The 25,543-nt window shown below is 41.6% G+C and carries 22 protein-coding genes, 1 tRNA gene and 1 riboswitch; of the genes, 15 read left to right on the forward strand and 8 right to left on the reverse strand.

Features of this window, described 5'->3' with window-relative positions; all coding sequences use genetic code 11:
* Positions 1–350: 350 nt before the first annotated feature.
* Positions 351–1,916, reverse strand: coding sequence for a serine/threonine-protein kinase (locus PN457_RS00480; protein WP_271730593.1), 1,566 nt, complete (start codon positions 1,914–1,916; stop codon positions 351–353).
* Between the two features lie 283 nt (positions 1,917–2,199).
* Between PN457_RS00480 and PN457_RS00485 the strand changes: the two genes are divergently transcribed.
* The 7 genes from PN457_RS00485 (at position 2,200) to PN457_RS00515 (ending at position 9,936) form a co-directional block, all read left to right on the forward strand.
* Positions 2,200–3,540, forward strand: a complete 1,341-nt coding sequence (locus PN457_RS00485) for a mechanosensitive ion channel family protein (protein WP_271730595.1) — start codon at positions 2,200–2,202, stop codon at positions 3,538–3,540.
* A gap of 71 nt (positions 3,541–3,611) precedes the next feature.
* Complete coding sequence (locus PN457_RS00490) at positions 3,612–4,514, forward strand: YihY/virulence factor BrkB family protein (RefSeq protein WP_271730597.1); 903 nt, start codon at positions 3,612–3,614, stop codon at positions 4,512–4,514.
* Between the two features lie 94 nt (positions 4,515–4,608).
* Entirely contained in the window at positions 4,609–5,646 is a 1,038-nt protein-coding gene (locus PN457_RS00495; protein WP_271730598.1) for an AI-2E family transporter, read from the forward strand.
* Positions 5,647–5,876: 230 nt separating this feature from the next.
* The gene (gene fni / locus PN457_RS00500) at positions 5,877–6,935 is read left to right on the forward strand and encodes a type 2 isopentenyl-diphosphate Delta-isomerase (protein WP_271730600.1); all 1,059 of its coding nucleotides are present in this window, start codon (positions 5,877–5,879) and stop codon (positions 6,933–6,935) included.
* Positions 6,936–6,940: 5 nt separating this feature from the next.
* A complete protein-coding gene (gene sppA / locus PN457_RS00505) occupies positions 6,941–8,776 on the forward strand; it encodes a signal peptide peptidase SppA (protein WP_271730602.1) in 1,836 nt (611 codons plus the stop codon).
* Between the two features lie 8 nt (positions 8,777–8,784).
* Positions 8,785–9,237 (forward strand): D-aminoacyl-tRNA deacylase, encoded by a 453-nt coding sequence (dtd, locus tag PN457_RS00510; RefSeq protein WP_271730604.1) that lies wholly within the window; start codon positions 8,785–8,787, stop codon positions 9,235–9,237.
* Positions 9,238–9,717: 480 nt separating this feature from the next.
* Complete coding sequence (locus PN457_RS00515) at positions 9,718–9,936, forward strand: DUF4327 family protein (protein ID WP_200988220.1); 219 nt, start codon at positions 9,718–9,720, stop codon at positions 9,934–9,936.
* A 42-nt stretch (positions 9,937–9,978) separates the two neighbouring features.
* Here PN457_RS00515 and PN457_RS00520 read toward each other — a convergent pair whose 3' ends face one another.
* The 4 genes from PN457_RS00520 to PN457_RS00535 form a co-directional block, all read right to left on the reverse strand.
* On the reverse strand, positions 9,979–11,220 hold the full coding sequence (locus tag PN457_RS00520; RefSeq protein WP_271730607.1) for an FHA domain-containing serine/threonine-protein kinase: 1,242 nt from the start codon (positions 11,218–11,220) through the stop codon (positions 9,979–9,981).
* Between the two features lie 78 nt (positions 11,221–11,298).
* Positions 11,299–13,233 carry a serine/threonine phosphatase gene (locus tag PN457_RS00525; protein ID WP_271730609.1) on the reverse strand — a complete coding sequence of 645 codons (1,935 nt, stop codon included), beginning with the start codon at positions 13,231–13,233 and terminating at the stop codon, positions 11,299–11,301.
* Between the two features lie 78 nt (positions 13,234–13,311).
* Positions 13,312–13,929, reverse strand: a complete 618-nt coding sequence (locus tag PN457_RS00530; RefSeq protein ID WP_271730611.1) for an rRNA large subunit pseudouridine synthase E — start codon at positions 13,927–13,929, stop codon at positions 13,312–13,314.
* Positions 13,922–14,086: a hypothetical protein gene (locus tag PN457_RS00535; protein ID WP_271730613.1), complete on the reverse strand. Its 165-nt coding sequence runs from the start codon at positions 14,084–14,086 to the stop codon at positions 13,922–13,924. The genes PN457_RS00530 and PN457_RS00535 overlap by 8 nt, the downstream gene beginning before the upstream one ends.
* Positions 14,080–14,176: riboswitch (TPP riboswitch) on the forward strand. Its footprint overlaps the gene before it by 7 nt.
* 6 nt (positions 14,177–14,182) lie before the next feature.
* Between PN457_RS00535 and thiC the strand changes: the two genes are divergently transcribed.
* Together thiC and PN457_RS00545 are read left to right on the forward strand one after the other, a co-directional pair.
* Positions 14,183–15,556, forward strand: a complete 1,374-nt coding sequence (thiC, locus tag PN457_RS00540; protein WP_271730614.1) for a phosphomethylpyrimidine synthase — start codon at positions 14,183–14,185, stop codon at positions 15,554–15,556.
* A 108-nt stretch (positions 15,557–15,664) separates the two neighbouring features.
* Positions 15,665–15,832 (forward strand): PCP reductase family protein, encoded by a 168-nt coding sequence (locus PN457_RS00545; protein WP_271730615.1) that lies wholly within the window; start codon positions 15,665–15,667, stop codon positions 15,830–15,832.
* Between the two features lie 303 nt (positions 15,833–16,135).
* On the opposite strand, the gene pyrE is transcribed toward PN457_RS00545, so the two are convergent.
* Together pyrE and PN457_RS00555 are read right to left on the reverse strand one after the other, a co-directional pair.
* Positions 16,136–16,756, reverse strand: a complete 621-nt coding sequence (pyrE, locus tag PN457_RS00550) for an orotate phosphoribosyltransferase (RefSeq protein WP_271730617.1) — start codon at positions 16,754–16,756, stop codon at positions 16,136–16,138.
* Positions 16,757–16,860: 104 nt separating this feature from the next.
* Positions 16,861–16,933 (reverse strand) — tRNA-Ile (locus PN457_RS00555).
* A gap of 162 nt (positions 16,934–17,095) precedes the next feature.
* Between PN457_RS00555 and PN457_RS00560 the strand changes: the two genes are divergently transcribed.
* Both PN457_RS00560 and PN457_RS00565 read left to right on the forward strand, forming a co-directional pair.
* Positions 17,096–17,800, forward strand: a complete 705-nt coding sequence (locus tag PN457_RS00560; protein WP_271730619.1) for a hypothetical protein — start codon at positions 17,096–17,098, stop codon at positions 17,798–17,800.
* An 87-nt stretch (positions 17,801–17,887) separates the two neighbouring features.
* Positions 17,888–19,261, forward strand: a complete 1,374-nt coding sequence (locus PN457_RS00565; protein WP_271730620.1) for a hemolysin family protein — start codon at positions 17,888–17,890, stop codon at positions 19,259–19,261.
* A 28-nt stretch (positions 19,262–19,289) separates the two neighbouring features.
* Here the strand turns inward: PN457_RS00565 and queC are convergent, their stop codons facing one another.
* Positions 19,290–19,970: a 7-cyano-7-deazaguanine synthase QueC gene (gene queC / locus PN457_RS00570; protein WP_271730641.1), complete on the reverse strand. Its 681-nt coding sequence runs from the start codon at positions 19,968–19,970 to the stop codon at positions 19,290–19,292.
* A gap of 630 nt (positions 19,971–20,600) precedes the next feature.
* Between queC and PN457_RS00575 the strand changes: the two genes are divergently transcribed.
* The 4 genes from PN457_RS00575 to PN457_RS00590 all read left to right on the forward strand — a co-directional run bounded on the left by PN457_RS00575 (position 20,601) and on the right by PN457_RS00590 (position 25,421).
* Positions 20,601–21,680 carry a Gfo/Idh/MocA family protein gene (locus tag PN457_RS00575; RefSeq protein ID WP_271730621.1) on the forward strand — a complete coding sequence of 360 codons (1,080 nt, stop codon included), beginning with the start codon at positions 20,601–20,603 and terminating at the stop codon, positions 21,678–21,680.
* Between the two features lie 492 nt (positions 21,681–22,172).
* Positions 22,173–23,318, forward strand: a complete 1,146-nt coding sequence (fcmB, locus tag PN457_RS00580) for a filament morphology actin-like protein FcmB (protein WP_271730622.1) — start codon at positions 22,173–22,175, stop codon at positions 23,316–23,318.
* Positions 23,319–23,323: 5 nt separating this feature from the next.
* Positions 23,324–23,803 (forward strand): filament morphology membrane protein FcmC, encoded by a 480-nt coding sequence (gene fcmC, locus PN457_RS00585; protein ID WP_271730623.1) that lies wholly within the window; start codon positions 23,324–23,326, stop codon positions 23,801–23,803.
* A 766-nt stretch (positions 23,804–24,569) separates the two neighbouring features.
* Positions 24,570–25,421, forward strand: coding sequence for an SDR family NAD(P)-dependent oxidoreductase (locus tag PN457_RS00590; protein ID WP_271730624.1), 852 nt, complete (start codon positions 24,570–24,572; stop codon positions 25,419–25,421).
* The last annotated feature ends 122 nt before the right edge of the window (positions 25,422–25,543 follow it).

Here is a 25,543-nt window from a genome sequence, read left to right on the forward strand (position 1 = left end):
AAATCAAGCATAATTTGCTGTCTAATTATTTAATACAGCAACTCAAACGCCCAAGTATTCCTATGTGCTTGGTTTAATTGAAATTGTCCCGTGGCGCGGCTCCCTCCGCTCCCTATTTGTGCCAGTTGCGTAAGTCCTGAGACATAAACCCCCCATATTTGACTTTCTTTGTCAAACCTCAGCAATAAGAATTCTCCCCATCTGAAAAGGGCGCGTATTATAGGAGATTTAATTTCATACTTCAAGAGATATGGCAGAATGAAAAAAATCAATATTTGCTGTTGGGCGATCGCTCTGGGTATTCTCTTTTCCTTCGCGTCTGTGCGACTTTGCTGGAAACCAATTGATATTTAAATCTTACAAGTCTCCATACGGTCAAAAAGAACACCTCTCGTCAATCCCCAACGAAAGCCTCCTGGTGACCTATCAGATGGAAGATGTCCTGGTGGCGCTATTTTATCAAAAGTAAGCTCACTATAACTTTTCCATTTTTCTTCTTTCCTCCATGCTATTTTGTCTCCAAAAGCTTCTGTAATGTTTCTGTTGAAATTTCTTGTTCCCCCCAAACTTTGATAAATTTGCTTTTGCACAGAAAAACCAAACCTTACCCTGCTGTATTTTACCCACAATTTATCAATAGTCTTCAGGTCTTTACAGGGTAAATTATCAACACTTTGAGCATCTAATACACCCTCTTTTTGCCGCTTTGCTACCACTAACATAACTCTCACTGTTTCGTCATTTGCTTCTTTCCACCTTCCCGCAGCGAGTAAATCTTGTAGTTTCCTATAGTCCATACCGACAGATGATATTAGTTTAGGTTTTACTATGGGTTGAGTTTCTTGTATTGCAATCGGTTCTGGTGTTGGGGTGGGACTATTTCTAAATATACTTTCCCCTAGTAAAACTATCAGAAACCCTCCCAAAACTAAACCCGCAATTTGTAACCAACCCCGCGGGGGAGATGGTTTGATTATTTGTGTGGGTAGGGGTACTTGTGGATTTTCTACAGCTACCGTTGGAGGTATTTTGACCAAATTTAAATCTTGTAAAACTTCCTCAGCAGAATGATAACGAAATTGTGCATCTTTATGTAATAACTTATCTAGAATTTGCCCTAATTCTAGAGTTACTGCTTGCTTGACATAGTTACGCCATTGTTTCACCCATCCATAACCATCCTCCCGCCATAATTCCCAAGGATGAATCCCTGTTAACAAATGAAAACAAGTTGCACCAATACTATATAAATCACTGGCTGGATATACTGTACCATCTTGCATTTGTTCTACAGCAGAATAGCCAAAAGTCCCGATGTTTGTCCCGGTTTTTACTGTTCCCTGGAGTTGCTTGGATGCGCCAAAGTCAATTAATATCAGCTTACCGTCACTGCGACGACGCATGATATTTTCTGGTTTAATATCCCGGTGTATAATGCCTTGGCTATGAATTACTTGCAGAACTGGTAATAAATCCTGTAATAACTTGCGGATTTTCGCCTCATTGAATATACCCTGGTTGGCTAATTCTGTAAGTAAATTTTCCCCTTCTATAAACTGCTGTATTAAATACAAGCGGTTATCCTCCGCGAAGTATGCTAGTAAAGCTGGTATTTGAGGATGTTCACCAAGCTGTTGTAATTGCTGCGCTTCTTGTAAAAATAATGCTGTGGCTTTTTGTAAACCTGCTGTACCTTGGGTTTGGGGCGCAAGTTGTTTAATAACGCACTCTGAGTTTAATTTGTCAATATCTACCGCTAAATAAGTTTTGGCAAATCCTCCTCCACCTAAAGGTTTAAGTGGTTGATAGCGGTTTCTCAATACTACCAAGTGAGTCCCGCAGCTAGGGCAAAATTTCGTATCTTCAGTAACTGAGGGGTTATCACATTCGGGATTAAGACAACATATCTGGGTCATAGTTAGGTATTGTTAGATACGTTTATTATTCTGTACCTCACAGTATAGAAGCAGTAGTAAGTTAATTTCATACTTGAGAGAGATAAAAATCACTATTGAATGTCAGGCGATCGCTCTGGCTATTGTCAGAAAAATCAGATATATTTGACAAATACACCAGTGTCACATTTTTTATCATCTCAAAAACATAAGTAATTTAAAATCATTGATTATGGCGGGAGTACCCCAGAATCTGAGGTGAATAAGGGTAAATTTATTTACTGGCAATATTAGTTGATTAAAGATGATGGTGAGTTTGTTTCCCAAAGGTAATAGCAGATCTGGCTCCCGTCAGTTCCTAGTTGTGATCTTCTTTTTGGGTGTGATTTTACCTACACAAAGGGGGCTAACACAGGAAATCTCCCCTACACCTGTGATATCCCAGCCATCTCAACCCGAACAAACCCCTACAACTGGGCTGTTTTTCGCCGATATAGTCGTTAGGGGAAAACCCGTGTTTCAAGTGGGTAGCTTAGGAGAACTCAGCGCTACTCAACGCGCGGAGATTATCAACCGCCGCATTGCTAGTATTTTAGTACGCAGCCAAACTGATACCCAAGTTTCCCTAGTACCAGATCCCCAACGTGGTATTGCTACATTACAGCTGAATAACCGGGTTGTCATGACTGTAACTCGACAGGATGCTGAGGATTTTAACTTAGATGTGGAAACATTAGGGCAATGGTGGGTAAAGCAGTTAAATCAGGCTTTTGAGCAACCCCCACTAGTAATTGATGTTGGACAAAGACTATTCTCTACTCTAAGGAAGTTTCAGCAAGAGACTATCGACAATTTACCCTCTTTTTTAGGAATGCTATTAGTAGTCATTACTACCGGGTTAATAGCAGCTAGTATGCGCCACGTCACCCTTACCGGGGCGCAACATTGGGAGGTAGACCGCAATTCTAAAATCTTGGTTAGTCGTTTGGTCTATGGCTTAGTTTGGGTCATAGGCGCAATTGTCGCTTTGGGAGTTTTAGGATTAGACTTCGCCACCTTACTAGGAACTTTAGGATTAACCAGTGTAGCTATAGGTTTTAGTCTCAAGGATATATTGAGTAATTATTTTTCCGGTGTTGTATTGCTGGTATCTCGTCCCTTTCGTTTAGGAGATCAGATAGTTATTCGCGACTTTGAAGGGACTGTTACCCAAATTCAACTACGAGCTACAACTGTAAAAACTTATGACGGCCGTGTGGTTTACATTCCCAATCAAGAAGTCTTTAGTGCCATTATTATTAATAATACTGCCTCAAATATTCGCCGTAATTCTATTACCTTTGGTATAGACTATAAAGCAGATATTACTAAGGCTAAACAAGTTATTAATGATGCCGTTTTGTCAGTTCCTGAAATTGAAAAAGAACCCAAGCCAGATATTTTAGTCCGTCAATTAGCTCCTAGTACAGTCAATATCGAGGTGCGTTGCTGGGTCAATTCTCGGCGGTTACCATTTTTAGAAGCTACTTCTTTAATGGCTCAAGCAATTAAAGAAGCCTTAGAAGAGGCTGAAATTAATATGCCTACAGATATTTACACGTTAAAATTTAATGATATTTTAACTATTTCCCAGCAAAAACCATAGAAAGCAATTACCATTACCTGCAAGGTTCTGTATATTCCTATTGATTCCACTTGATTTAACATTGATTGATTATGGTAACTTTGAGGAAAATTCGCCGATTACTGCGAGAAATTGCCGCTGAGTGGCAAGCTAACGAAGTCTCTCTGTTAGCTTCATCACTAGCATATTATGCAGTATTTTCTCTAGCACCACTTTTAGGACTAGTGATTATGATTGTCGGTGCAATTTTTGGGGAAGCTGTGGTTCAAGAAGAGGTAGTTAATCGATTGAGAGAACTTTTTGGTCAGGAGGGCGCAGAATTAATCTCTACTGCTATTGCTAATCTGAAAGTGGATTATAGACAACTAACTTTTACCGTCTTTTTTAATCTCGTTTTTTTACTCTTTGGAGCTACCGGCGTATTTACACAAATTCAAACAGCACTAGATAGAATTTGGGAAGTTAAGCCAGCACCAAGACGTAAGATTTTTCACCTGTTGCGCAAACGGTTATTATGTTTTTTAATGGTCCTAGTAATTGCCTTGCTTTTAATATTATTTTTTATAGCCAATGCAATTTTGACAAGTTTAGTCACATTTTTTAATCAATTATTTCCCGGTTTGGGTTATATATCCCAATTCCTTAGTTTATTGATTACTTTTGGAGGTACTACATTAATATTTACAATGATGTATAGTATACTCCCAGATGCCGACATTGCCTGGCGTGATACTATTGTTGGTGCTTTAATCACTGCACTGCTGTTTTTAGTAGGACAGTATTTATTTGGACTGTTTCTTGGTCGCACTGATTTTGGTTCTGCTTATGGGGTGGCTGGTTCTTTTGTAATTGTGATTACTTGGATTTTTTATGCTGCTCACATTTTGTTTTTAGGGGCGGAATTTACCAAGGTTTACGCCAAACAGCGAGGATCTGCCATTGTTCCTTCTGAATATGCTGTGAAAATATCACCACAACAACACGATAACCGGTGATTTAACCCGCAAACTCTTCTCTATAGGTAGATGTGATTATCTACAATTATTTAACACAATTATCAAAATTATTATATAAGAATAATTTGTAAATATGAATGATTTTAGTATCCGAATGTTTTGGCAAAACCTCAGTAATAGCAAGTTGATTCGCTATCTATTATTATTGGTTCTTGGTTGGGCAATTGTGCAGGTTTTAGCTTATTTTTCTACGGTGATTGTCATTTTTATCTTCGCTGGAATTTTAGCATTTTTGCTGAATTATCCTGTGAAGTGGTCTGAGCGGTTTCTACCACATGGTATCGCAGTTATTGTGGTTTTTTTACTCAGTCTATTTATTTTGGGTGGTTTGATAGCAACTCTGGGTTTTTCTGTCTTATCTCAATTTCAAGAATTACTTGAACAAGCACCTCAATTCATTGAGTATGCTATTTCTCTATTAGATACCTTACAAAATATCCTCATTAGATTTAATTTTCAGGTGAATTTTGAAGTAATAGAAGAGGAGTTACGCAATCAGATTTTATCAGGTATTGGTACAGGGTGGGCAACTTTTCAATGGCTATTAACTAACTTAGTTGATTTAATTTTGGTTGTAGTTGTTGCTTTTTTTATGTTGTTAGATGGTGAAAGGGTTTGGAATTTTATCATTAAAATATTCCCGCAAAATATTGGTCATCACCTGACTACTGCTATCCAGCAAAATTTCTTAGGATTTTTTTGGGGGCGTTTGTTGCTATCTTTATTTTTCGGTGTTTCCGCATTTTTAGTATTTATTTTCCTCCAACTACCTTATGCCCTATTTTTAGCGGCGATCGCCGGAGTGTTTGATTTAATTCCGGGAATTGGCGCTACAATTGGTATTACCCTAGTTGCTCTGATTATTTTACCTCAAGGCATTTGGTTGAGTCTGCAAGTATTAATCGCCTGTGTTGTCCTACAGCAAATAGAAGAAAATTTACTTATGCCGCGCATTATGCAAGGCTCAATCAATATGAATCCAGTTTTCATGTTCTTTGCTCTTTTAGTAGGAGCCACAGTAGCAGGTTTAGTAGGGATTTTTCTGTCAATTCCTATCGCTGGAGTATTAATTAGTATGTTTAATATTGAAGAAATGCAGGGAGGAAGTTAATGAAGTTTTATTAATTTTGTTGGTCTTAATGTATTCTACTTGATATGTAAAACCTATCAGTAGATATTTAATGGCAGAATCCTGTATGATCAAAACGAAAAACATATACAGCACATTTGATCTGAGTGAGGTACACAAAAACAGGCAAGATGCCCACCCCACAAAAGTTTTATCATTAAATCTGTACTTGACATCCTGCAATGTGCTGTAAATAATATAACATAATATTAATGAATTCTCCTAACCAAAACCCAGAATACACCCAGTCACGTAAAGCAGATCATATCCGCATCTGTTTAGAAGAAGATGTTCAATTCCACCACGTAACCAGTGGACTAGAAAGTTATAAATTTCATCACTGCTGCTTACCAGAAATCAACCGCGATGATATTGATATCAGTACAACCTTCCTGGGTAAGCGCCTAGGAGCACCTCTGTTAATCTCCTCTATGACTGGAGGAACACAACAAGCTGCAATGATTAACCAACGTCTGGCAAAAGTAGCGCAACAGTATAAAATTGCTATGGGTGTTGGTTCCCAGCGGGTAGCGGTGGAAAAACCCCAAGTGGCTGATACCTTCGCCATCCGCAAGTACGCGCCCGATGTGTTGTTATTTGCTAACTTGGGGGCGGTACAACTGAATTATCACTATGGTTTAGATGAATGTCTTCGGATTATTGATATATTGGAAGCTGATGCCCTAATTTTACACATTAATCCACTGCAAGAGTGTATTCAGCCCAATGGTGATACTAATTTTCGGGGGTTACTTGACAAAATCCGCTTTATATGCAGTAACATAGCTGTGCCAGTGATTGCTAAGGAAGTGGGCAATGGCATTTCTGCGGTCATGGCCGAGAAACTCTTAGGGGCTGGAGTGGCGGCTATTGATGTGGCTGGTGCTGGCGGTACTTCTTGGGCGAAGGTGGAAAGTGAGCGGGCGGAAAATGCTTTGCAAAAGCGTTTAGGTAGGACATTTGCTGACTGGGGTTTACCCACAGCAGAGTGTATTACCAGTATCCGCGCCATTTCTTCAGATGTGCCGTTAATTGCTTCCGGGGGGTTACGTGATGGGCTAGATGTGGCGAAGTCGATCGCTCTAGGAGCAGATATAGCCGGTTTGGCTATGCCTTTCCTGCAAGCGGCGGTGGTATCGGAAGCGGCATTGTATGATTTAGTTCAAGTGTTAATTGCGGAAATAAATACAGTACTATTTTGTACTGGCAACTCTACATTAAATGACTTATATAAATCAGGAAGTTTACGTAAAAAAATATCAACTAAATAACTCAAATGCGTAATTTTTTCAAACAAACCTTTGCCAGTTTACTGGGTACTGTCTTGGGGCTGATGATTTTTTTCGGTCTGAGCACAACAGGAATATTACTACTGCTATTTGCAGTTACCTCCTCTAGGGATACTACTCCACAAGTTAAAGATAACTCCGTTGTGGTTTTCGACCTATCCATGAATATCACTGATAGCTCCCCGAGTTCGGGCGAATTGCTACAACAAGCATTATCGGGTGCAGAAGTACAAAGAATGAGCCTGCGTAGTGTTCTGGATACCCTGGAAAAAGCCAGGCTGGATCCGCGCATAGTCGGTATTTATTTAGATGCAAGTCGTACCAGCATCATTAATCCAACAGGCTTTGCTACCCTGCGGGAAATCCGTCAGTCCCTGGAGAAGTTCCGCCAATCTGGGAAAAAGATCGTCACCTATGGTGTGGGTTTGAGTGAAAAGGAATATTACCTAACTTCAGTGGCGGATGAAATCATACTTAATCCTCTGGGATTCATGCCAGTCAAGGGTTTGAGCAGTGAACCATTATTTCTATCCGGGGCTTTAGAAAGGTTTGGGATCGGTGTTCAGGTAGTGCGGGAGGGGAAATTTAAAGGAGCAATCGAACCATTGATTCTCAAGCAATTGAGTCCAGAAAACCGCGCACAAATCCAAAAATTATTGGATGATGTTTGGCAAGATTGGCGGACTACAGTCGGTTCTAGTCGCCAAATTACTCCTCAACAGTTGCAAGCGATCGCAGATACTCAGGTGTTACTCACAGCTAGTGAAGCTAAAGCTAATGGTTTAATAGATCAGGTCGCATACCTGGATGAGGTGGTCGCCAACCTGAAGAAAATCACATCCAGCAATGAAACAGATAGCACATTCCGACAAATTAACCTCAGAAACTACGCTCAAGTTTCCGGCAAAAATCTAGGTGTAGAACGCAACTCACCCAACAAAATTGCTGTGGTTTATGCAGAAGGCGAAATTGTCGATGGTAAAGGCGAAGATGGACAAATAGGAGGCGATCGCTTTGCCAGAATTTTGAATCAAATACGTCAAGATAATGATGTCAAAGCCGTGGTGTTGCGAATTAATAGTCCTGGAGGGAGCGCCATAGCATCCGAGGTCATGCACAGGGAAGTACAATTGACCCGCCAGGTAAAACCTGTTGTAGTCTCCATGGGTAATGTGGCCGCCTCCGGTGGTTACTGGATTGCTAGCGATTCCAGCCGGATTTTTGCCGAATCAAATACAATTACAGGCTCTATAGGCGTGTTTGGCGTGCTGTTGAATGGGCAAAAACTGGCTAATAATAATGGGATAACCTGGGACACAGTGAAAACTGCAAGTTATGCCGATATTCAAACAGCGACGCGCCCCAAGTCACCCCAGGAGTTAGAAATTTTTCAGCGCAGTGTTAACAGGATTTATAATCTATTCCTGGATAAAGTCGTTCAAGGTCGGAATTTACCAGCCGCAAAAGTTGCAGAAATTGCCCAGGGAAGAGTTTGGTCAGGAATAGCAGCCCAAGAAATCGGCTTAGTAGATGAAATAGGTGGTTTAAATGCTGCTATTGAATATGCCGCCCAGGAAGCTAAACTAGATAACAATTGGCAATTACAAGAATATCCTAAAGCAAGTACCTTGGAAGAACGCTTTCTTGGCAGAGCAGTTGAAGAAATCAGCACTATTTTACACATGGTGGGAGTATCAGTTCAGCCATCTCATCCCCTGATAGCGGAATTACAAAAACTTGAACAGGAATTGGTGATTCTCCAAAAAATGAATGACCCTCAGGGAATTTACGCTCGTTTACCCTTTAATTTTCAGCTTGAATAGGTTTTTCTATGCGTGTTGTCCTCCAGAGAGTTAAATCATCCCAAGTCACCGTTAACGGTAAAATCATTGGCAAAATTGGACTGGGACTCAATTTACTAGTGGGAATTGCTCACAGGGATACCGAAGCTGAACTCGACTGGATGGTGCGTAAGTGTTTAGGATTACGAGTATTTCCTAATACAGAAGATGGCAAGAAATGGCAGAAATCTGTGCAAGAGATTGGCGGTGAGTTGCTGGTAGTCAGTCAATTTACTCTTTATGGTGACTGTCGTCAAGGTCGCCGCCCCTCTTTTGACCAATCGGCTCATCCCCAACTAGCTCAAGAATTATATGACCGCTTTGTCAGCAAATTACAGGGTAGTGGTCTCAAAGTGGCTACCGGTGAATTTGGTGCCATCATGGAAGTGACTATCGAAAATGACGGACCTGTTACCCTGTTGCTGGAGAAAGAACCTTTGTAGCCCCTCAGTCGGGAAAAATTAAATTTATATAAAGATTTGTAAGAAGTTTGTTAATTCCCAGATGTTTGCGATAGGTTATATAAGGGTCAATTGTAAGTAATAAATTTTTTCCCGCCTCAAGAGGCGAAAATTATCAAAAGCCCCCAATTTAGCTCATATTTGAATAGACACACAAACTGTGGTGACTATAAAACTAAAAAAGTTAACAGATTCCATTAATCTTTCTATGTTATTTATCGGGTGCATAGGTTGTTCGTATGGCATCTAAGATGAAGTAACGGCAGAATTTTCAGTTATTTAGTGGTGATTACCGTATAAAACCGAATTTTCTGGCTGACTAGTAGGGTTTATTATGGTATAGTAAAGAAGTTAAGACTAGCTTTACCAACTACAATACTCCACGCATCGATGACAATTGCAAAACGGAAAGCAGTTTTGATTAAGTATTTATCAAACAAAATCACAAATTGAATCGAGGCTATGACTCAGCAAGTGATTCACCCAATGGTGAAATTGCAACGTAAAGTGCAATCACTCATCGAATCTAATATTATCAAACCAACTGATAGCATTTGGAAAATTGCATTGCTCTACGGCGATGACTGGCAGCACTGGAAACGGGAACTGCAAGACTTTGGCTTTAGTATGCAAGATCCAATTGGCGAACTGCTAGCAGTGGAAGCTTGGGACGAGGAATAGATGCTAGATCCGGGGAGTATTTCTCTGACTGCTCCCCACTCCCTAAACTTGGCAAGCAGCTAATGCTTCAGCCAGTTCTCTAGCACTTTGGTATCTGTCCCGTGGTATGTACTGCGTGACCCGTTCAATAATTTCTCTGAGTTGAGGACTAATTGTGGGAATTTTTTCCACATCAAATTGCGAACCTTGTCCTCGGTAACGATAAAACTTAAAAGGATTTTCGCCGGTGAGGAGAAAAATTAAAGTAGGACCAATGGCATACAAGTCAGATTGAGTTAAGGGTTGTCCTCGTTCTTGTTCCGGGGCGCAGTAACCCTCAGCACCAATCCGGGTTCCTTGTCTGGTCCCAATCTCCTTGACAGCACCAAAATCTAACACCACGACATGATTATTGGAACTTCGCACCATCAGGTTAGCAGGTTTGATATCACGATGTATTAGTGGTGGATTTTGGCTATGGAGATAATCTAAGATGTTGCAGGTTTGAATCATCCAGACAATCGCCTGATTCGGTGATACCGGACCTCTCCCATACACTCTTTTTTCTAAATCTTCGCCATGAACTAACTCCATGGCCAAGTACTTTTTACCCCCAACCACAAAAAAGTCGTAATATTTGGGAATTCCTGAATGATCCAGGCATTTGAGAGTATGCGCCTCCCGTTCAAATAATTCTTGGGCTTTGGCAATTTTAGCCATGTCGGCGTTCATTTCCTTTAAAACCAACAATTGTGGTTTTCCTAAAGTCAGACCCCCTGCATCCCAAGCTAGATAAGTAGTACCCATACCTCCCTGTCCCAGAGTTCGCAAAACCTGATATTGACGAATTTTCTGCTTGACTGAAATAGGTTGACCGCAATGAACACAAAAGAGATTACCAGGCGAATTACCTTCGTGGTTGCAAGTCGAGGCTAAAGCCTCAGCTTCACCACCCGCAACATATCCGAGCAAAGCACCTGGAACTTGCTGACATTGGAATTGTAATATTGGCCCCCCCTGTGCCAGTTGTAATACAGAATTATCCGCCAAAGGGCACTGAAGTACAAGGATACCATCCACAAAAGTGCCATTAGTACCTTGACTAATTACCTGCCAAGAACAGAGATTATTATTTTGGGATAACTTAACCTCTCTGAGTTCTAAATGGTGCCGCGAAACCAGAATATCAGATAAAACCACATCATTATCCCCCGCTCTTCCAATGCGAATTACCGAGGGATTTTCAAAATACCACTGCTGAAGTGGCGTTTTCTGTTGGGGTTCTAACAAAGTCAGAATAACCACAATACAACAACCTGCATCAATTTAAACAATTAGCCAACAATTAGCCACTGGGAATTAATCTACCATTCCTAAATACTTTTAACCGCTCATATTTAGACGCACTTTCGCCCGGATAAGTATGACTGTAATATTGTCATGACCATTGTATTGGTTTGCTAAATCAATTAATTCTGTGACTCCTTGTTCTAGATTAGAGTCAGAATGCAACAGGGAAATTAAGTTATTCTGCCCATAAATTTCTAGGACATCATTATCTGACAGACCATCAGACACCAGCAGCAACAGGCTATCTTCAGTAATCGTGAAAAACTTGACATCCGGACTAATAGCATTTTGATCTCGCGGACCCAAGGCCTGAGTTAGCTGGTACGCGTCCGGGCGGCTATAGGCTATACTGGCATCCACCCCTCTAGAAATCTCTCGTTGACCTACTTCATGATCTACAGTCATTTGTTCTAAATCTTTGTTAGGCCTCAGGCGATAAAGGCGACTATCTCCTACATGGGCCACTGCTGCTTGAGTACCTTGAATTAACAGCATAACTAAGGTAGTACCCATGCGCTTGACCCCGGAACGCAGTTGTTGCTGATTTAACTCATAAACTGCTTGATTAGCTACGTATACAGCTTCACGAATCTGGTCTTCTGTGGGTATTTGGTTAGTAGTCCAATGTTGATCAAAGTATTCCTTGAGTGTGTTAACTGCTAACTCACTGGCTACCTCACCCCCCGCATGGCCACCCATCCCATCACAGAGGATATATAAACCACGGAATTCAAGAATTTGTTGGTTTGGCAATTCCAACTCACTGATTTTGGTTTGAATGCCAAAGTAATCCTCATTGTAGTTACGTTTCTTACCTACATCAGTACCTGCTGCATTTTCTAAACTACTCAATTCCATTGAGGGTAGAACATTTGGCAAATCATGGGATTGTAAAATAGTCGGTGCTGCGGCATTTTCTTTTATCGGATCAGCTATTCTGATCAAGGGTGTTTCTAGTTCCGCGATAATTTCCTGTAAATGCGATCGCAACTGCTCAACTGTCTCAATTTTACCTAGTTCTAAATCTTCTAAAATCCTCACTATAGAACCAAAGTAAGTCCTCTGGGACTGTCTAAAGATTGCCTGCCAAACTTCCCCCAAAGCTTGGATAGTTAAAGGATGCTCTAGGATGGTGAATGTTTCTACTCTTTCCGTATCTAAGAATACTATTTCCGGCATTTCCTTCAGAGATTCTACATACAACCTTTCCAGACCTAGTTTTTTCTCTGCATTTAAGCGCAGATTATCTAATTTCAATAAACTTTGACGACAACTCACCGTTTCTAATGCCCCCCAGAGTCGGCTCATCTGATCTAGGTAATGTAAAATCTCTAAGGTAGATGTGGTTTCAGCTTCCCAGATGTCGAGTAAACACTGCCAATGGGAACGGTCTTCGATGAGTAACACCTGTATATTATCTTGTTCCCAGACATCATGAATAGCTGGTATACCTAGGTGACCTTGAGATTGCAAGAAAATATAAGCTTGAGCCAGGGGAGAAACTCCAGTAATTTCCACTGATGGCATAACCAATCCCTGTCTCTGACTAGCTAGTATAGCCTCAATGGGAGATATTTGATATGGCTGACAGTCCAACACTTTCACCCACATTTCGGACTCATTCACCGTTGATAGTGGTTCTAAAAGTTGATAGCGCTGTTTTTTGTCTAAATAAGAACCTAATGTCAGATGTGACCCTGATATACAAGCAGTTGGGGATGTTTCTTGCTCATTTTCTGCCTTTTCCTCGCGAATCAATTCCCCATCTTCATTCCCCCTCTTGGTAACACTGATAATTGCCTGCCAAACCTTGCCGCATTGCGCACCACACTGATGACAAACTTGTGCATTCACAGGTACTTCAGTACCACACTCAGGACAAACCCTGTGAGTTAGCGATACACCACAACTTTGACAGAATTTGTTACCATTAGGGTTTTGAAATGTACACTGAGGGCAAATGAGCATAATGAAAGTTCCTTCATTTCCGTTCCCACCAGAGCAATTACTACCAAAAGAAAATTATTTGGCGTGACACTTCCGTAATTATATCAGATATTGGGAGCTAGGCTGGTGATTTTTAGGCAAATTATGCCAAAACTTGAGTTCTGATGGCATCAGGTCGCGCCATTCACCCAACTGTAGACCATCCAGACTCAGATGGGCTATGCTCACCCTCACCAATCGCAAAGTAGGAAATCCCACCGCCGCAGTCATTCGCCGCACTTGACGATTCTTTCCCTCCGTCAATGTCATTTCTAACCAAGCCGTGGGGATATTTTGGCGAAATCTAATTGGCGGGTGGCGTTCTGGTAAATGGGGCGCTTCTAACAACAGTCGTACTTGCGCCGGTTGAGTGCGGTAATTTTGAATATTTACACCCGTTTCTAACTTGTTCATCGCATCTACATCAGGAACGCGCTCCACCTGCACCCAGTAAGTGCGTTCATGTCCATAGCGAGGATGAGCCAGACGATGTTGTAACTGTCCATCATTGGTTAGTAATAATAAACCTTCACTGTCCCAGTCCAAACGTCCCACAGGGTATATATCGGGAACCGGTATATATTCCTTCAATGTACGGTGTTTCGGTGTTTCCTGAGTGAACTGGCTGATAACACCATAAGGTTTGTAAAAAATAATATATCTGTAATGGTTAGCCATAAATGCTCAGATCATATTGGGACTGATCGCCTACAGTATAACCATACTCTTTCTTCTTAGTGCCTTGACTTCCTTCCCCTAGCTGGTGCGGTCGATCAAAAGGAATTGTAAACAGTCTCACCCGTATTCCTAACCCAGATGGTACAATTTCATTCATGCTAGGGGTGCCTGAAAAATCAGGCTGAGATCACACCCTTAACACCTGAGTCTGGCTAATACCAGCGGAGGGAAGCTGTTTATCGAGGAATTCAATATGCGGACAGAATGGGTTACCAAGCGTCGTGGACAGAGTAATGTCACTCAAATGCACTACGCACGCCAGGGTGTTATTACTGAAGAAATGCACTACGTCGCCCAGCGGGAAAATCTTCCTGCGGATCTCATTCGTGAGGAAGTGGCGCGGGGACGGATGATTATCCCTGCTAACATTAATCACACCAACCTAGAACCGATGGCTATTGGCATCGCGTCTAAATGTAAAGTTAACGCTAATATCGGCGCTTCTCCTAACTCTTCCAATCTTCAAGAAGAAGTAGATAAGTTAAATCTAGCAGTGAAATATGGTGCTGATACCGTCATGGACTTGTCCACAGGGGGCGGTAACTTAGATGAAATTCGCACAGCGATCATCAATGCTTCACCTGTTCCCATTGGCACAGTACCAGTTTACCAAGCTTTAGAAAGTGTCCACGGCACCATTGAAAAGCTCACCGCCGACGACTTTCTGCATGTCATCGAAAAACACGCCCAACAAGGTGTAGATTATCAAACCATCCACGCCGGGATCTTAATTGAACATTTACCTTTAGTTAGAGACCGCATTACTGGTATTGTCTCCCGTGGTGGCGGTATTTTAGCCCGGTGGATGCTACATCACCATAAACAAAACCCTCTGTATACCCACTTCCGCGATATCATCGAGATTTTCAAGAGATATGATGTCTCTTTTAGTTTAGGTGATTCCCTACGTCCTGGCTGTACTCATGATGCCTCAGATGCGGCACAATTAGCAGAATTAAAAACCCTCGGACAGCTCACCCGCAGAGCTTGGGAAGATAACGTACAAGTCATGGTCGAAGGACCCGGACACGTCCCCATGGACCAAATTGAGTTCAATGTCCGCAAGCAAATGGAAGAGTGTTCGGAAGCTCCTTTCTATGTCTTGGGACCTTTGGTAACAGATATTGCTCCCGGTTATGACCATATTACCTCCGCCATTGGGGCAGCTATGGCTGGTTGGTATGGTACAGCTATGTTGTGTTATGTCACACCTAAAGAACATTTGGGTTTACCCAATGCTGAAGATGTGCGCAATGGTTTGATTGCTTATAAAATCGCCGCTCATGCTGCGGATATTGCTAGACACCGCCCCGGTGCTAGGGACAGAGATGATGAACTTTCTAAAGCCCGTTATAATTTTGATTGGAATCGTCAATTTGAGTTAGCTTTAGACCCGGAAAGAGCCAAAGAATATCACGATGAAACTTTACCAGCAGATATTTATAAAACTGCTGAGTTTTGTTCTATGTGTGGTCCTAAGTTCTGCCCGATGCAAACCAAGGTTGATGCTGATGCATTGACTGAACTTGAGAAGTTTTTGGCTAAGGAACCCGTGACTCAGGGTTAATTAAGATAATTATCCTTTAATATAGTTACCAGATGGTAACTATATTAAATTCCGGTATAAATGGGGCTCAATCTCAATACTCATATCAAAATTTAACCCTAAAAATCAATGAGTGCAGCAATTAAATGGACTGTTGAAGCTGAAGATAAACTCAAGGAAATTCCTTTCTTTGTCCGTCCTTTTGCCCGTAAAAAAATTGAAACTTATGCAGAGGAGAATAGTATATCTCTCATCACTCTCGAAATTTATGAACAGGTTAAACAAAAATTTAACTAAGATGTAAATTAATTTATTGACGGATTTTTTGCACGTTTATATTTATTCAGATGAGATTTTCTGCATCTGGAACAGTTCCCAGATTATGAATCGTTAAGATCAGTGTTTATTTGATAGTTGTCAAGAAGTTTCGTTTTTTAAACGATCTTTACATAGAATTAGCGATCGCCTATGCTAAAACTACCAAATTGATAAGTGATTAGTAGTGCGATCGCCTCGGGCTCTGCGCGAGACGCAATCGCTATTCTCAAATTTCCTGATCCCATTTCTGGGGAAGAGTCACAGCGCGACCCTAATTACCCATTAATTAGCTAATGCTTGATATCGTTCTTGGAGGTCAGTGATGGTAAATACCGCCTGAAAGTTCAACCCCACTGACTGGTAAAACTCAGCCCCTCCTTGTAGTCTATCTACAAGTGAAATTACGGTATCAACTATATAACCAGCATCCCGAAGACGCTCAACGGCTTTCATGGCTGATTTTCCTGTAGTCACCACATCTTCTAAAACTATGACTTTTGCACCCGGGGGTAAATTCGGACCTTCAATATAAGCCATTGTTCCATGTCCTTTGGCTTCCTTGCGAATAATCAGCGCTGGTATGGGGCGATTTTCATAAGCAGAAACCACACTCACAGCTGACACAATGGGATCAGCACCTAAAGTTAAGCCGGCCACAGCTTGGGTATCTGTAGGTAATACAGATAAAAGAATGCGGCCAATGGCTAAAGCGCCCTGGGGGTGGAGGGTTACCTGCTTACCATTGATGTAGTAAGAACTGCTTTGTCCAGAAGAAAGAATAAAATCACCCTCTTGATAAGCGAGTTGACAAAATAAATCTAGTAGCTGGTGGTGCAGGGTGATTAAATCAGTAGTAGCCGCACAAATATTTGATTGAGTAAAGGTTCCAGTAGTATCCGTCATTACAAAACAGGCAAAGTTGTGTTACACCAAAGGTAGACCTGATCAGAGTTCTGAATCAGCGTAATATGGGTTTGAATGGAGTCTTGGGTCAGGACTCAAAAAAATCCAGGGTGCAGGAGTTGAACCTGCCTTGGGCGAATTATGAGTTCGCTGCCTCAACCGCTCGGCCAACCCTGGCGGAATTCCATTATAGCGTAATTTTACAGATTGTGTAAAGTCCAAAATGGTGCAACCTGGTATTGATTAAGTTCTTTTCACAATTGAGGCAGACAGCTTCAATACTTTTGGTTTGAATACGCTTAGAATAAGGCAAAATTTTGACGCAATAACTTGTCAGCAATGAAAGTAAATTCCACGGCAATTCTCACTTTAATCTTATTAGTCCTGATGCTGGGTGCTGGTTCTGTGAGTGCGTTTTTAGGTTTTGAGATGGGAACCTCGGCCCTCAGAGGTGTAACAACACCAGATGGCCGCCCCACGAATAAGTTTATCAGCAGTAGGTCTAATAACTCTCAACAGCTAGGAGTAGTACTATTGAAAGAAGATGAGATCCTCAAAACTGTCCAGGCTCGAATTGAGGGGAAAACCAAGGCTGCTAAATCAGGAAAATTAGATGAAGATGACCAGGAAGCAAGAACTAGTAGGCAGAGAAGCTCAAAGGAAAAACCCCCATCTGTGGTCGCAGAAAAACTCCAACCGGGATTTCCAGTGGTTGCTGAGAGTCAGGGTGTAACTTTTGCCGTCCAATCTGTTCGCTACTCTGGGGGTGATTTACTCATGAGAGTAAATATGCAGAATAAAGGTAATGATTCTGTGCGCTTTTTGTATAGTTTTTTGGATGTTAGGGACGAAAAAGGACGGACACTGAGTGCTACCACAGAAGGTTTACCAACAGAATTAGATCCTGAGAGTCCCATAGCTTCAGGTACGGTGATTATTCCTACGGCTTTGCTTGATGATGTGAATCGGATATCCCTGTCTCTGACAGATTACCCCGCTCAACGACTGAAGCTAGAAGTTTTAAATATCCCTGTAGAAAGGTAAATGAGAATATGGAATCGGGAAGATGATTATTCAATACCTGATATCAAATTCCCGCTATTTAATCCCAATTAATCCCAAAATGGGGACATGATTTTTACACGAGCTTTGGCGGTGAGTCGTTTTTCTACCTTAATTCCGACTGATGTGGGGCTGAGATTGTTGACGGTGTTATTGCTGATCGCTATTAATGCTTTTTTTGTGACAGCAGAGTTTTCAATGGTGACGGTTAGGCGATCGCGTATTCATCAGCTGGTTAAAGCTGGTGATATTCCGGCCATCGCCGTGGAGGGACTACAACTTAGTATTGAAAGGTTATTATCTACAACTCAATTAGGCATTACCCTTTCTAGTTTAGCCCTGGGATGGATTGGTGAAAGTTCCATTGTCCTATTGGTGAAGTCATGGCTAAAATCCTGGACTTTACCCATAGAGATGAATAATTTTATCGCTCATTCTCTATCAATTCCCATTGCCTTTTTTTTGATCGCCTATCTGCAAATTGTTTTAGGTGAACTATGTCCTAAATCAGTAGCTATGTTGTATTCAGAGGATTTGGCGAGATTTTTGGGTCCTTCGGTAAAAGCCATCGTCCGCTTTTTTAACCCCTTTATCTGGATTCTTAACCAATCAACCCGGTTTTTGTTGCGGCTTTTTGGTATAGAATACACCGGACAAAGTTGGCGATCGCCAGTGACTCCAGAGGAATTACAGATCATCATCTCTACAGAAAAAGAATCAACTGGTTTACAGCTTGCAGAGCGAGAATTGCTGAATAATGTCTTTGAGTTCGGCGATGTCAGAGCCTTTGAAGTTATGACCCCCCGCACTGCTATTGTCGCTTTGTCAAAAGATGCAACTTTCCAGACTTTACTCGAAGAAATGACCTCTAGTGGTCACTCACGCTACCCCATCATGGGAGACTCTTTAGATGACATTCGCGGCATAGTTTATTTTAAAGATTTGGCAGAACCCTTGGCAATGGGGAAACTCACCCCAGAAACAAATATCCAAGCTTGGATGCGTCACGCCCGCTTTGTGCCGGAACAAACACCCTTGAGTGAACTATTACCCATGATGCAGCAAGAGAAGCCGGCCATGGTCATAGTAGTCAATGAGTTTGGCGGTACCGTAGGGTTGGTGACCCTTCAAGATGTCATTGCTGAAATTATTGGTAATGCAGGGGAACCGGAGGACATGGATGACTTGCTGGTGGAAATGTTAGACAATCAAACATTTTTGGTGCAAGCCCAAGTTAACCTCGAAGACCTCAACGAAGTTTTACATCTGAATTTACCCCTGACAAACGAATACCAGACACTGGGCGGTTTTGTGCTGTATCAACTCCAAAAGATCCCCGTAACAGGCGAAGTCTTCTACTATGAAAATCTCGAATTTACTATAGTTTCAACCTTCGGACCGCGCTTGCATCAAATTCAAGTGCGACGATTGGAGGCTAAATAATTGCAGTGGTCATTGGTAGGTTACAACTTTAGTCTTGAGCATAAGGTAGTGGGTCTTTCAACCCCAATTCAGCAAAGGCCGCTAGCCGTAAACGACAAGAATCACAAACACCACAGGCTACATCGCTACCTGCATAGCAAGACCAAGTTAGCTCCCAGGGAACTCCCAATTGATTGCCCAGTTGGATGATTTCGGTTTTTTTTAAATCAATTAGAGGAGCAACAATTTCGATAGGTTTGCCTTCACGTCCTTGTTTGGTTCCTAGTTGAAATACTTTCTGCATCGCCTGGATATAGTCGGGACGACAATCCGGATATCCAGAGTAGTCTAGGGCGTTAACACCAATGTAGACCCTTTGGGCTGCGATCGCTTCCCCATAGCCCAGAGCAAAGCTCAAAAAAATAGTATTACGTGCAGGTACGTAGGTAACTGGAATTTTTTGCGACATTTCTTCGATGGATCTCTCTTGCGGTAAATTAATGGTGTCATCTGTAAGTGCTGAACCGCCCCATTGTCGTAAATCAAAATTGACCACTTGATGTCTCACCACTCCAGCTGTTTGAGCGATGCGGAAGGCTGAGTCCAACTCTCGCCGATGTCGCTGCTGGTAATCGAAAGAAATCGGGTGACATTCATAACCATCAGCTTTGGCTTGATACAAAACTGTGGCAGAGTCTAATCCTCCTGATAATAGAATTACAGCCTTCATCTCACTCTCAACTTTTGGGTTTTCCATTGCCAAATCACACTTCCATAAAATTCCACGAATAATGTTACAGTCCTCCTTAAGCCATCTTGGTCGAGTTTTTACTATTTTCACCACAGCCAAACAAATGTCTACACCAGCGCCTGAAAAAAGTTAGACAGGTCAATATGTAAAAAAAAATAGATAATTGTGCAAGAATTGTTGGAGTATTTCAGCGGTGGCAATTGCGTAAAACATACCAAAAGTAAAGGGTTAAGTGGATTCCTTGCAAATTTCTGTATTGTTGATAACAAAACAATATTATTATTTTTGAATGATTCCTAATTAAAGATCGATCCCGCTCATTAATTACCCCAGGGTTCTTATAAGTTATTACTTACATCTTCATTGGTTTATCAAGTCAACAAAAAGACACATTATATCTTATGTTAGTAAAAAAATATTGAGCAATTGCCACCTGAACACACAAGGAAAAGGTAAATTGCGGGAACTCATAAAAAACTGGGAAATTCTTCATAAATGTAGCCTCTATGTTACCATCTGGATGGTTTTCAACAGATCATAACTGGTCTTCAAGTATAAATACTAACGGCGGTAGCGCCTCTAGATTTGGTGGTTGAGGAGAGAATAATAGTGCAAGATAGCATGTCAGTGGCAGAACCTTCATATACACAGCGGAATCAAACAAAACCAATTCGCGTAGGCGTAATTGGAGTGGGCAACATGGGACAACATCATGCTCGCATACTAAGTTCAATGAAAGATGTTGAATTCGTAGGTGTGTCAGATATTAATGTTGAACGAGGTTTAGAAACAGCTAGTAAATACAAGGGGCATTTTTTTGAAGATTACTGTGACCTCCTACCCCATGTAGAAGCAGTGTGTATCGCTGTCCCCACCCGCCTGCATTACGCAGTAGGTATCAACTGTTTGTTGGCCGGAATTCATGTCTTGATTGAAAAGCCAATTGCTGCGAGCATTTCTGAGGCCGAATCCCTAGTAAATGCGGCAGCTGATTCTCAGTGTATTCTGCAAGTGGGTCATATTGAGCGTTTCAATCCAGCATTTAAAGAACTCAGTAAAGTGTTAAAAACAGAAAATTTGCTGGCTCTAGAAGCGCATCGCATGAGTCCTTACTCAGACCGCGCCAATGATGTTTCGGTGGTGCTGGATTTAATGATCCACGACATTGACCTGTTATTAGAACTAGCTGGTTCTCCAGTGGTGAAGTTAACCGCTAGCGGTACTCATTCTGTGAATTCTGGTTATTTGGATTACGTCACTGCTACCTTGGGCTTTGCTAATGGTATTGTTGCCACTTTAACTGCCAGCAAAGTTACCCACCGGAAAATCCGCCGCATAGTGGCTCATTGCAAAAACTCATTTACAGAAGCAGATTTCCTCAAAAATGAAATTTTAATTCACCGACAAACTAATAATAATAGTCTAAGTGACCATAGACAAGTGCTGTACAGGCAGGATGGTTTGATTGAGAAAGTTTACACCACTAATGTTCAACCTCTGAGTGCAGAACTAGAGCATTTTATTAATTGCGTCCACGGCGGTAATCAACCTTCGGTAGGTGGTGAACAAGCCCTGAAAGCTCTGAGATTGGCTAGTTTAATTGAGCAAATGGCATTAGAAGATCGGGTTTTAAAGCCATTAGATTGGGAATCTCACACACGGGTGCAGTCATTGACCCCAACAATTTAAAACGGGAACGGGCCTGGGGCATGGGGCATAGGAAAACAAACTCTCCCCTGATCTTTGTGCCCTCCCCAGGAAACCAACAAGGAAAAACTCACCTAGTAACACTAGCCTTTAATCGTCTACCTGAGTAGAATACAACCAGCAATTTCTCAAAAGTCTTCACTCCATGAAACTAAAGTTAGGCTTTGGACTGTTTAAAGCCAACCCATCAAAGACCAAGTAACAAACTCAATGTGATTCATGTGACGATTCTCTAGTTGACCCATTTATCTGCTACTATCCAGGAAAGTTGTTGAGTAAAAATGTCGAGAAAAGTATAGCTGACAATGAATTATGGGAATTGACTAACTCAACCCCCCTAGGAGATCAGGAAAACACTGATTTCATAGGCAAGGTAGCAGAGCAATATTAATTGCTCTCTCTATACTACAAGTCCGCACATTAATTTCTGTCACTCAGGCATTAGCAAAAGTTAAATCAGGATTAGGAGCTTTCATGACAGACCAACCTTCCGCAGCTACCCCAATGAATGCCGCCGCCATACCTTTAAATAAGGTGTCAGCATCTACCCCGATGAATACCAACCCTCCTGCTAATAGGTCAAGTATTAGCGGCAAAAATATTCTCAGTGTTGATTTAGGTAGAACTTCTACTAAAACTTGTATTAACCGTGAACCAGCTGATGTAGCTTTCATACCTGCCAACGTTAAGAAAATGTCTATGGAAGAGGTTAAAAGCGGCGTTTTTGAAGCCAAGGCTACTGACCCTCTCATGGATTTATGGCTGGAGTATCAAGGTAATGGATATGCTATTGGTCAGCTAGCAGCCGACTTTGGGGCGAATTTAGGTGTTGGCCAGTCTAAAGTAGAAGATGCACTAGTCAAGGTTTTGGCCTGTGCTGGCTACTTTAAACTTAAAGATGAAATCTCCGTCATCATGGGTCTGCCCTTCCTGTCTTTAGAACAATTTGAAAAGGAAAAAGCTCAGTTAACCAGTCAAGTTACTGGACCTCATGTGATGAACTTCCGAGGGGAATCGGTATCGCTCAATATTAACAAGGTTTGGGTCATGCCAGAAGGATATGGTAGTCTCCTCTGGTCTGAAGCTCAACCTAAGACAGGCGCTAGGGTTCCAGATTTCACCAAAATCTCGGTCGCAATTGTTGATATCGGACATCAAACCATTGATATGTTAATGGTAGATAACTTCCGTTTTGCCCGCGCTGCTTCTCAAAGTGAAGAATTTGGCATGAACAAGTTCTATGAAATGGTAGCCGCCGAAATAGAGGGATCTGATAGTCAATCTTTAGCCCTGATTTCTGCTGTCAACAAACCCAAAGGTGAACGCTTCTATCGTCCTAAAGGTGCCAGCAAGCCCACTAACCTGGATGATTTTCTACCTAACCTCATAGAAATGTTTTCTCGAGATATTTGTCATCGTGTCTTAGCTTGGATACCAGAGCGGGTCACTGATGTCATTATCACTGGAGGCGGTGGTGAATTTTTCTGGGACGACGTTCAACGTTTACTCAAGGAAGCCCAAATAAATGCCCATTTATCCGCCCCTTCCCGCCAGGCTAATAGCTTGGGGCAATACATTTATGGAGAGGCGCAATTGTCCGCTCGAGCTGCTAGGTCTTAAAACTAATGTTCCAATGGCCAAAAAAGGTAGTTAAATCCGTCACCTTCAACCCATCGGTTGCCGATGAAAGCTTGTTAGCAGTTGTAGAGGATTGTCTGGAAAGATTGCCTGATAAAACTTTTAGCGACATCTGTAAGCAGGCTCTATGGCAATCTTTGTGTATACCGGAGACTGTAAAACCTAGTCCAAAAACAGTAGCAACAGATTCACTAGAAAAAAAAATCGATGAGTTGCAACGTCAAGTGGCTGACCTAGAGGAACGTTTTTTCCCAAAACAATCTCATCGTTTGGAGACTATAGAATGCCATATTTTGCAACTTACGCAACAAATGGCAGATGTAGTAAATATACTTAGTGAGCGTTCAATGATTGAGTCTCCAAGCACACCAGATATATCAGTATCATATACTACTGATGAGGAGCAACCCCCAGAAGAGGTTGATCCCGTGATCCAACGCCTAAGTCAGTTTGTGGATAACTTTTAAATAATTACCTGGAATTTCCCTCGGCTCTATAGCCTGGATCACTAAGCAAGTCAAACGCCAACATCCTTAAGACGTTTTTTGGACTATCCGAGAAAATCTTGGGGATGTTTTATTTTTTCAAATAATTAATTCACTTGATGTTTACGTAATAAATACTAGGTTCAAGGATATTAATTAGTATAAAATTTGATTGTTACTTCTTTGATCTACAAACTGACCGGGAGTGGGAAGTTGGCTAACCAAGAACACCTTTTCCTAGTTTTGACTCTTCTCCATACCCTAGGAAATTAATTGTCAACTTCGGATATTACCCATCAAATAAAGCCTTTTTCAGTCTCATGAAGTACACACCAATAATTCCCTGTTCCCTGTTCCCTCAAACTAAAAAAAATTGTACCTCACGAGCATGGGAAATGCTATATATAATTTTCTTTAAGAGTTATTAAGAAATTCTTATTAAAAAATATTGCAATAACTTGATTTAGTTGTTACTGTGTGTATGGCAACAACGCTGATGAACGCTCTGAGATTGAGGAGAGAAAAACCTATGAGCTATATTCACTCCGGCAATTGTGTGAAATTTTGATTGTTAATCTGACTGAAAACCCAGGTATTTGTGCCTTTTAGTCCCGGAATATTTCGTTGCCACAAGCTTATTTACCAACGACTGATTATTTGTCTTACCTTGTCCAAGCTAGTAGCTCTGATTGCGGATAGACGCAATCACTAAGACTAGGGTAAGACACCATTTTGGAGGTCATAACCGATGAATATTCGAGGTAAAGTCGCTCTGATTACTGGGGCTTCCCGTGGTATTGGTAAGGCGATCGCTCTGAGGCTGGCCCAACAAGGCATCAAGCGGTTGATATTAGTAGCACGCGATCGGCAAAAATTAACCGCCGTCGCTAACCAAATCGAAGCCATGGGCGTAGAAGCCGAAATTTTGTGCATTGATTTAACAAAAACAATTGAAGTTAATATTGCCGTTGCCCAATTGTGGCGCAACTATGGCCCAATTCATCTCCTGGTTAATTGTGCCGGCGTAGCATATCAAACCTCATTTTTACAGACCAAACTACCCCAAGTTCAAGAAGAAATCTCGGTGAATTTATTGGGAATGTACAACCTCACCAGCCTTATAGCCCGGCGGATGGTCAGCCAAAAACAAGGAACAATCGTTAATGTGTCAAGTTTGATGGGGAAAGTAGCAGCACCGACAATGGCCACTTACTCAGCTACCAAGTTTGCCATCTTAGGATTTACCCAAGCCTTACGTCGCGAACTGGCTGAACACAACATCCGAGTCCTCGCCTTATTACCTTCCCTCACAGACACAGATATGGCGCGGGACTTAAAATTATTTCGCTGGGTGATCCCTATGAGTTCCGAAGCAGTAGCACAAGTACTCGTCTCTGGATTGCAAAAAGATACAGCAGAAATTTTAGTGGGTTGGCAAAGTCATTTAGCCGTGTGGTGTCAACGCTTGGCCCCTTGGTTACTAGAGATAATTTTACAAATCGCCACCCCGCCAACCTTGACAAAACCACAGTCTCCGGCAAAACCCAGTTTCATGACCAAAATTTATCGTTTTAGCGATTTATTATGGTCAAAAACATAAATTATCTCTCCAGTTAAATTCTCACAATTTCATACTGCGGTGAATAAATTTTACCTTTGAGATCAAAAGGCAACATTCCCAAAAATAGAACCTATTGACCGCAATTCGCCCTCGTTTACCCC

Source organism: Anabaenopsis arnoldii, from assembly GCF_028331025.1.
Lineage (GTDB): Bacteria > Cyanobacteriota > Cyanobacteriia > Cyanobacteriales > Nostocaceae > Anabaenopsis > Anabaenopsis arnoldii.

Coding starts and splice junctions, on each gene's coding strand:
- PN457_RS00495 (WP_271730598.1), top strand. CDS start 4,609: ATGAATGATTTTAGTATCCGAATGTTTTGGCAAAACCTCAGTAATAGC.
- PN457_RS00530 (WP_271730611.1), bottom strand. CDS start 13,929: ATGGCTAACCATTACAGATATATTATTTTTTACAAACCTTATGGTGTT.
- PN457_RS00545 (WP_271730615.1), top strand. CDS start 15,665: ATGAGTGCAGCAATTAAATGGACTGTTGAAGCTGAAGATAAACTCAAG.
- sppA (WP_271730602.1), top strand. CDS start 6,941: ATGCGTAATTTTTTCAAACAAACCTTTGCCAGTTTACTGGGTACTGTC.
- PN457_RS00560 (WP_271730619.1), top strand. CDS start 17,096: ATGAAAGTAAATTCCACGGCAATTCTCACTTTAATCTTATTAGTCCTG.
- PN457_RS00485 (WP_271730595.1), top strand. CDS start 2,200: ATGATGGTGAGTTTGTTTCCCAAAGGTAATAGCAGATCTGGCTCCCGT.
- PN457_RS00490 (WP_271730597.1), top strand. CDS start 3,612: ATGGTAACTTTGAGGAAAATTCGCCGATTACTGCGAGAAATTGCCGCT.
- fcmC (WP_271730623.1), top strand. CDS start 23,324: ATGTTCCAATGGCCAAAAAAGGTAGTTAAATCCGTCACCTTCAACCCA.
- PN457_RS00515 (WP_200988220.1), top strand. CDS start 9,718: ATGACTCAGCAAGTGATTCACCCAATGGTGAAATTGCAACGTAAAGTG.
- dtd (WP_271730604.1), top strand. CDS start 8,785: ATGCGTGTTGTCCTCCAGAGAGTTAAATCATCCCAAGTCACCGTTAAC.
- fcmB (WP_271730622.1), top strand. CDS start 22,173: ATGACAGACCAACCTTCCGCAGCTACCCCAATGAATGCCGCCGCCATA.
- PN457_RS00535 (WP_271730613.1), bottom strand. CDS start 14,086: ATGAATGAAATTGTACCATCTGGGTTAGGAATACGGGTGAGACTGTTT.
- PN457_RS00590 (WP_271730624.1), top strand. CDS start 24,570: ATGAATATTCGAGGTAAAGTCGCTCTGATTACTGGGGCTTCCCGTGGT.
- PN457_RS00480 (WP_271730593.1), bottom strand. CDS start 1,916: ATGACCCAGATATGTTGTCTTAATCCCGAATGTGATAACCCCTCAGTT.
- PN457_RS00525 (WP_271730609.1), bottom strand. CDS start 13,233: ATGCTCATTTGCCCTCAGTGTACATTTCAAAACCCTAATGGTAACAAA.
- pyrE (WP_271730617.1), bottom strand. CDS start 16,756: ATGACGGATACTACTGGAACCTTTACTCAATCAAATATTTGTGCGGCT.
- PN457_RS00565 (WP_271730620.1), top strand. CDS start 17,888: ATGATTTTTACACGAGCTTTGGCGGTGAGTCGTTTTTCTACCTTAATT.
- queC (WP_271730641.1), bottom strand. CDS start 19,970: ATGAAGGCTGTAATTCTATTATCAGGAGGATTAGACTCTGCCACAGTT.
- thiC (WP_271730614.1), top strand. CDS start 14,183: ATGCGGACAGAATGGGTTACCAAGCGTCGTGGACAGAGTAATGTCACT.
- fni (WP_271730600.1), top strand. CDS start 5,877: ATGAATTCTCCTAACCAAAACCCAGAATACACCCAGTCACGTAAAGCA.